Below are 6,576 nucleotides of genomic sequence, written 5' to 3' on the forward strand. Positions count from 1 at the left end.
ATCAATCAAAAAACGAACAGCTTTAGCACCCACGTAAGTGGGTATCTCTCCGAAGAGAGTCAACCGTTTGTTGCTTACAAATTCCTCCCGAAGTTTCGGGATTTAAGGCCGATGTTCCAAAATGATCGTTTGGAATTTGGCTCTTTAAATTTGGAATTTAAACCTACCCAAGGTAGGTTTTTAATATTTTGCTTCGTGAGGTATGTTTCAACCTGCGAATTGCTTTTTCTTTAATTTGACGGACACGTTCACGCGTTAAATCAAACGTTTCTCCAATTTCTTCCAAAGTCATTGGATGTTGATCTCCTAAACCAAAATACAAACGAATCACATCTGCTTCACGAGGGGTTAAGGTCTCTAGGGCACGCTCAATTTCGGTACGTAAGGATTCATGCAACAAATCCCTGTCAGGATTTGGAGATTCTCCAGAACGCAATACGTCGTACAAGTTTGAATCTTCACCTTCAACCAACGGCGCATCCATGGATACGTGACGGCCAGAGTTTTTCATGGACTCTTTCACATCATTGATGGTCATGTCCAGTTCTTTGGCAATCTCCTCAGCACTTGGCGGACGCTCATGACTTTGCTCTAAAAAAGCAAAGGTCTTGTTGATTTTGTTGATCGAGCCAATTTTATTCAAAGGCAAACGGACAATACGGGATTGTTCAGCCAAAGCTTGTAAAATGGATTGACGAATCCACCATACCGCATAAGAAATAAATTTGAAACCACGTGTTTCATCAAAACGTTGTGCTGCTTTGATAAGGCCTAAATTACCTTCATTGATTAAATCGGGTAATGTCAAGCCTTGGTTTTGATATTGTTTTGCTACCGATACAACAAAACGTAGATTGGCCTTTGTTAATTTCTCTAAAGCCAGTTGATCGCCAGCTTTAATGCGTTGTGCCAATTCTACTTCTTCGTCAGCAGTAATTAAGTCAACTTTTCCAATTTCTTGAAGATACTTGTCTAGCGAAGCTGTTTCCCTATTGGTAACTTGCTTCGTAATTTTGAGTTGTCTCATTTAAATGTGTCTCTCTTATTTATAATAGTGAATAATCCTTTCGTAAGTAGTTATACGTAGAAGAGTACACAAATGTTACAAGAAATTCAAAATTAATTATTTATTATCATTAATGTCCGATTAAAATTTACGCGACTTACTAAAAGATAGGTATATAAAGGTTTTCAACGTTACCAGTCATAGGAGCCTTCATTGTTAAATTTCTCTGAAAAGTTTTAAACTAAAACAATTGAGGCTGATTTAAAATTTTAATTACCATGTTATCAATCTTTTACGGAACGAGTCTTTGTTCTTTGTTCTAGTAGCGAAGCGGTCTTAATTCTTTTCTCAAACAATAGTGATGTATTATATTTTAATCAGTTTTTTATCTGATAAGTTGATGGCTTCCAACATCTCATTTGTGAACTTGTAATGCCCGCGTGTCGTAATTATTTTAAAACGGGAAGAGGTCATTGTACTGAGGGTCTTCAGGAATAACCATTTTGATTGTAATAAGCGGGTTTCATCCGATTTCAAACTGAGTTCAAAATAATGTTTCCTGCCTTCCTTTTCCGCGACAATGTCTGGTGTCACTTCAATCTCACTACCTCTTTTGAGATAGGATTTTGGGGTTTCATAACCTTCCGCGTCTGCTTGAATATTTTCAAACCCAATTTTCTTTAAGTAAGCTAAAGAATTACTTAAAATCTCCGAATACTTCTTTTTATCTGTATAAATCATAACCTATAATCTAATAAAATAAATGACAATTACAAGTTTTTGCAAGCCTTTAACTTTTTAGTTAGGTTACAGTATAGCTATTTCAGGACGGGTCAAGGACGAGTCATAGCTATTTCAGGACGAGTCATTCGCCATAGATACTCCATGGATACGCCATGGATACTCCATGGATAGTGTATGGATAGGTTATGAGAAACTCCAGTCCGCCTAAACCAATTTACATAAAAAAAACCTCTCAGGTTTTTAAAACCTGAGAGGTTTGGGTAGATTTAAAAAGATAATGGAAAATTAATCTTCCTTTTATCTTCTCTTTAAATTCGGAAGAAGAATGTTCAATAAGCTCTATTAAGAAGAATTAGAAGATCACAACTGGGTAAGGCTTTGCAAATTGATTTTACTCTCAGAAAAGCGTATAAAAAAACCTGACAGGTTTTTAAAACCTGTCAGGTTTGGATAAATTATAAGGATAAAATAAAATTAATCTTCCTTTTTATCTTCTCTTGGTTTACGATCATCACGACGATCATCGCGACCTCTGTTGTCACGAGAACCTCCACGGCTGTCACGAGAGCCACCACGGCTATCACGACCACCACTTCGGTTATCTCTATCATTAGACTCTCTTGGCGGTCTTGCTACATAACCTTCTGGTTTTTCTAACAAAGCCTTACGAGATACTTTTTCTTTACGCGTTTTAGGATCTACTCCGAAGTATTTCACTTCAAAAACATCGCCCATATTCACGACGTCAGAAACATTTTCTGTACGTTCCCATGCTAATTCACTGACGTGTAATAACACTTCGTTTCCTGGGGCGTCTGCATATTCTACAACCGCTCCAAAATCTAACATTTTAATGACTTTCACGATGTAAGATCCACAAACGGTTGGTTTGAACAATAACGAATCGATTTTAGTCAATACCGCATCAATACCTTCTTGATTGGTACCTAAAATTTCCACAATACCTTCTTCAGTAATAGGATCTTCGTTGATAACAATCGTAGTTTTGGTTGCTTTCTGTAATTCCTGAATCACTTTTCCACCTGGTCCAATCAATGCGCCAATGAATTCGTTAGGAATCACACGGGTAATCATTTTTGGAGCATGTGCTTTCACATCTGCATTTGGTTCTGCAATAGTTTCAATCAGTTTACCAAGGATGTGTAAACGGCCTTCACGAGCTTGTTTTAGTGCATTCACTAAAATCTCATAAGACAATCCTTTAACCTTAATATCCATTTGACAGGCAGTAATTCCGTCAGCCGTACCAGTTACTTTAAAGTCCATATCACCTAAGTGATCTTCGTCTCCTAAAATGTCAGATAATACAGCATATTTTCCTGATTCAGCATCAGAAATTAATCCCATGGCGATTCCAGAGACTGGTTTTTTCAATTGAACACCAGCGTCCATCAATGCCATTGTAGCTGAACATACGGTAGCCATTGAAGACGATCCGTTTGATTCTAATACCTCAGAAACAACTCGCACTGTATAAGGACAATCCGCAGGAATCATGTTTTTCAAAGCACGTTGTGCCAAGTTACCATGACCTACTTCACGACGAGAGGTACCACGAATTGGTCTCGCTTCACCAGTTGAAAAAGGAGGGAAGTTATAGTGTAAATAGAAACGCTCTTCACCTTCAAAGGATGGCATGTCTATTTGATTGGCTTCTCTTGAAGTTCCTAAAGTTACCGTCGCTAAAGCTTGCGTTTCGCCACGTGTAAAAATAGAAGAACCGTGCGTAGAAGGTAAATAGTCGATTTCACACCAGATTGGTCTGATTTCGTCCGTTTTTCTACCGTCCAAACGTAAACCTTCATTAAGGGTTAAGTCTCTAACGGCATCCTTTTCGGCTTGGTAATAGTATTTTGAAACCATTCCGCCATATTCTGCCAATTCTTCTTCAGTAAAACTAGCTTTAACTTCTTCTTTGATGGCATCAAAAGCAGCAGTTCTATCATGTTTTGCAGAAGCAGCACGTGCAACAGCGTATACTTTATCGTAAGTTAATGCTCTTACTTTTTTCTCTAGGTCCTCATTGGTAGGCTCAGGCTCATATTCACGAGTTGGTTTTTTGCCAAAGGCTTCTGCCAAACGAATTTGAGCTTCACATTGGATTTTAATCGCGTCGTGAGCAAATTTGATGGCATCTGTCATTTCTTCTTCAGAAATTTCATGCATTTCACCTTCAACCATCATTACAGAATCCACTGAAGCGCCAACCATGATATCAAGATCAGATTCTAGCAATTGTGCTCTGGTTGGGTTGATGATAAACTCACCATTAACACGACCTACACGAGCTTCTGAAATGGCACACTCAAAAGGAAAGTCAGATAACTGGATTGCAGCAGATGCGGCTAAACCAGCCATGGCATCTGGCATTACGTTTTCGTCATGAGACATTAACTGAATCATAACTTGAGTTTCTGCGTGATAATCAGCAGGGAATAAGGGGCGTAAAACACGGTCCACCAAACGCATCACTAAAACTTCACCGTCACTTGGTCTGGCTTCTCTTTTGAAGAAACCACCTGGATAACGTCCAGAAGCAGCAAATTTCTCGCGATAATCTACTGTTAATGGTAAAAAGTCGACATCACTTTGTTTGTAATTGGATACCACCGTACATAATAACATACAGTTGCCTGATTGCACAACAACCGAACCATGAGCTTGCTTAGCTAATTTTCCGGTCTCGATGGAGATTGTACGTCCATCACCAAGGTCAATGACCTCTCTAAAAACTTTTGGAATCATAAATTTTTTAATTCTAAATTAAACAATGGTCGTTGCGTTGTTGTTGTGTAGTGTTGTGTGTTGACCAATGAAAAACCTTTAGTCCCGGGCTTGCTCCGGGATCTCGCTGCTTCTACCTCGAATGTTTGACGCTTTCGATTGCGGGAATATAATATTAATTATTATTATTATTATTATTTGGGCGTTCCCCTAAAAAGGGTCGGGCTTTCCGTTACAAGTCCTCGCGTTTTTCGATAAAAATCGTAAAACGCTGTGGGCTTTTCACTGCAATCCCTAACGCAAACAAAAAACCACGCTGAAAGGCGTGGTCTTTGAAGTGATTATTTTCTTAATCCTAATTCTTTAATGATGGCACGATATCTTAAGATATCTTTTTTAATTAGATAGTCAAGCAATGCACGACGTTTACCAACTAACATTACCAATGAACGCTCAGTATTGAAATCTTTACGGTTTCTTTTCAAGTGCTCAGTTAAATGATTGATTCTGTAGGTAAACAAAGCAATTTGTCCTTCTGCTGAACCTGTGTCTTTTGCACCTTTACCGTGTTTTGTAAAAATGGCTTCTTTTTCTTTTTGATCTAAATACATGCTAATATTATTGTAAATGATTTTTATGTATTGATTCGGTTTTCGAACCAAGCTGCAAATATAGTAATTATTATAATAGGAATAATGCTCCAGTTAAGAATTCTGCGATAGTTTATTAGTAGGAAAATGGGTATAAATATTTGTTAATGGGTTAAGGTCATGCGCGATTCTCTGCTATTTTTGAATTTCTCATATATATTATTAAAACTATGCCAAGCTATTTAGTTAACATAAAAGATAAGCTCTTTGAAAACATCTTTGACAATGCGCCAAATGGTATAGCCATTGTTGGCTTGGATTATAAATGGGTCAAGGTCAATCGCAGTCTGTTGGAGCTTTTGGGGTATTCGGAAGAGGAACTCTACACCATGAGTTTTCCTGAAATCACGCACAAAGATGATTTGGAAGTGGCCATGGCACAGAAGTTTCAGTTATTGGAACGCAATATTGCTAGGTATCAAATTAAAAAGCGCTATTTCCATAAAACTGGACGGATCATTTGGGTGTTGTCATCGGTTTCTTTGGAGTTTCATGAAGATGGTACGCCGCTTTATTTTATTTCGCAAGTGGTTGACATTTCTGAACATAAGGAATTGCTTTTGCAAATGAATTCCTTGGCCGAAATCGCGAAGAATCAAAATGAAAAACTTAAGGATTTTGCACATATTGCAACCCATGACATCCGCAGCCATCTCGGTAACTTAAACATGATTGCTGGGTTTATGGAAGAAGAACTCCACGGCATCAAAAATGACGAGAATTTTAAAATGCTTAAAGTAGCCTTAGCACAGCTCGATACTACGATTTCTAATCTCAATGAGGTCAGGAAAGATCAGTTCTCAGCTCAAGACAGCTTAACAGCATTAAATTTAAGCGATTTTGTGGCCAATAACATCTATAATATTAGTGCCATAGCCCGTCATGAGCGATGCGAAATCATTAATGCGGTTGATGAAAATCTTGAAGTTTTGGCTGTTCCTGTTTATCTAGATAGCGTTATTCTTAATCTTTTGACCAATGCCATCAAATACCGTTCTGAAAAACGTAGTGCTTTCGTCCAATTACGTACGATCGTTTCTGAGGATTATGTGATTTTGGAAGTTAGTGACAACGGACTTGGGATTGATATGGACGCGCACAGGCATGATCTGTTTCAGTTTAAAAAGACCTTTCATCAGCGCGAAGATGCCATTGGCATTGGTCTGTTCATTACAAAAAACCATGTGGAAAGCATGGGAGGGAAGATAGAAGTTCAAAGTCAAGTGGATGTGGGATCCACTTTCAGATTGTTTCTTCATAAAGCCTAAGGTCGATGGCCTTAATGAAAAATGCCACAAATAAACATCGTTTAGTTGTGGCAAATTAATTTATAAAGGTCTTTAATTTTAAACGCGCAAGGGCTGATTGGTAATCAAATCAATATAAAGATTGATCTTGTTTTTCAAATCCTTACGTTCTGTGATAAAATCT

Annotated in this window: 5 protein-coding genes; 1 reads left to right on the top strand and 4 read right to left on the bottom strand. The window is 38.0% G+C overall.

Annotation, left to right across the window (positions count from 1 at the left end; translation table 11 throughout):
* Positions 1–163: 163 nt before the first annotated feature.
* The 4 genes from ABIQ28_RS06400 to rpsO all read right to left on the bottom strand — a co-directional run bounded on the left by ABIQ28_RS06400 (position 164) and on the right by rpsO (position 5,106).
* The gene (locus ABIQ28_RS06400; protein WP_027124342.1) at positions 164–1,027 is read right to left on the bottom strand and encodes a sigma-70 family RNA polymerase sigma factor; all 864 of its coding nucleotides are present in this window, start codon (positions 1,025–1,027) and stop codon (positions 164–166) included.
* 345 nt (positions 1,028–1,372) lie between these two features.
* On the bottom strand, positions 1,373–1,747 hold the full coding sequence (locus ABIQ28_RS06405; RefSeq protein ID WP_348036047.1) for a hypothetical protein: 375 nt from the start codon (positions 1,745–1,747) through the stop codon (positions 1,373–1,375).
* Between the two features lie 477 nt (positions 1,748–2,224).
* A complete protein-coding gene (locus ABIQ28_RS06410; RefSeq protein WP_348036048.1) occupies positions 2,225–4,516 on the bottom strand; it encodes a polyribonucleotide nucleotidyltransferase in 2,292 nt (763 codons plus the stop codon).
* Between the two features lie 320 nt (positions 4,517–4,836).
* A complete protein-coding gene (rpsO, locus tag ABIQ28_RS06415; RefSeq protein WP_348036049.1) occupies positions 4,837–5,106 on the bottom strand; it encodes a 30S ribosomal protein S15 in 270 nt (89 codons plus the stop codon).
* A 209-nt stretch (positions 5,107–5,315) separates the two neighbouring features.
* Between rpsO and ABIQ28_RS06420 the strand changes: the two genes are divergently transcribed.
* Positions 5,316–6,413 (top strand): PAS domain S-box protein, encoded by a 1,098-nt coding sequence (locus tag ABIQ28_RS06420; protein ID WP_348036050.1) that lies wholly within the window; start codon positions 5,316–5,318, stop codon positions 6,411–6,413.
* Positions 6,414–6,576 lie beyond the last annotated feature (163 nt).

The sequence above is a fragment of the Gelidibacter sp. genome, from assembly GCF_039916245.1.
Lineage (GTDB): Bacteria > Bacteroidota > Bacteroidia > Flavobacteriales > Flavobacteriaceae > Gelidibacter.

Coding starts and splice junctions, on each gene's coding strand:
- ABIQ28_RS06400 (WP_027124342.1), bottom strand. CDS start 1,027: ATGAGACAACTCAAAATTACGAAGCAAGTTACCAATAGGGAAACAGCT.
- ABIQ28_RS06405 (WP_348036047.1), bottom strand. CDS start 1,747: ATGATTTATACAGATAAAAAGAAGTATTCGGAGATTTTAAGTAATTCT.
- ABIQ28_RS06410 (WP_348036048.1), bottom strand. CDS start 4,516: ATGATTCCAAAAGTTTTTAGAGAGGTCATTGACCTTGGTGATGGACGT.
- rpsO (WP_348036049.1), bottom strand. CDS start 5,106: ATGTATTTAGATCAAAAAGAAAAAGAAGCCATTTTTACAAAACACGGT.
- ABIQ28_RS06420 (WP_348036050.1), top strand. CDS start 5,316: ATGCCAAGCTATTTAGTTAACATAAAAGATAAGCTCTTTGAAAACATC.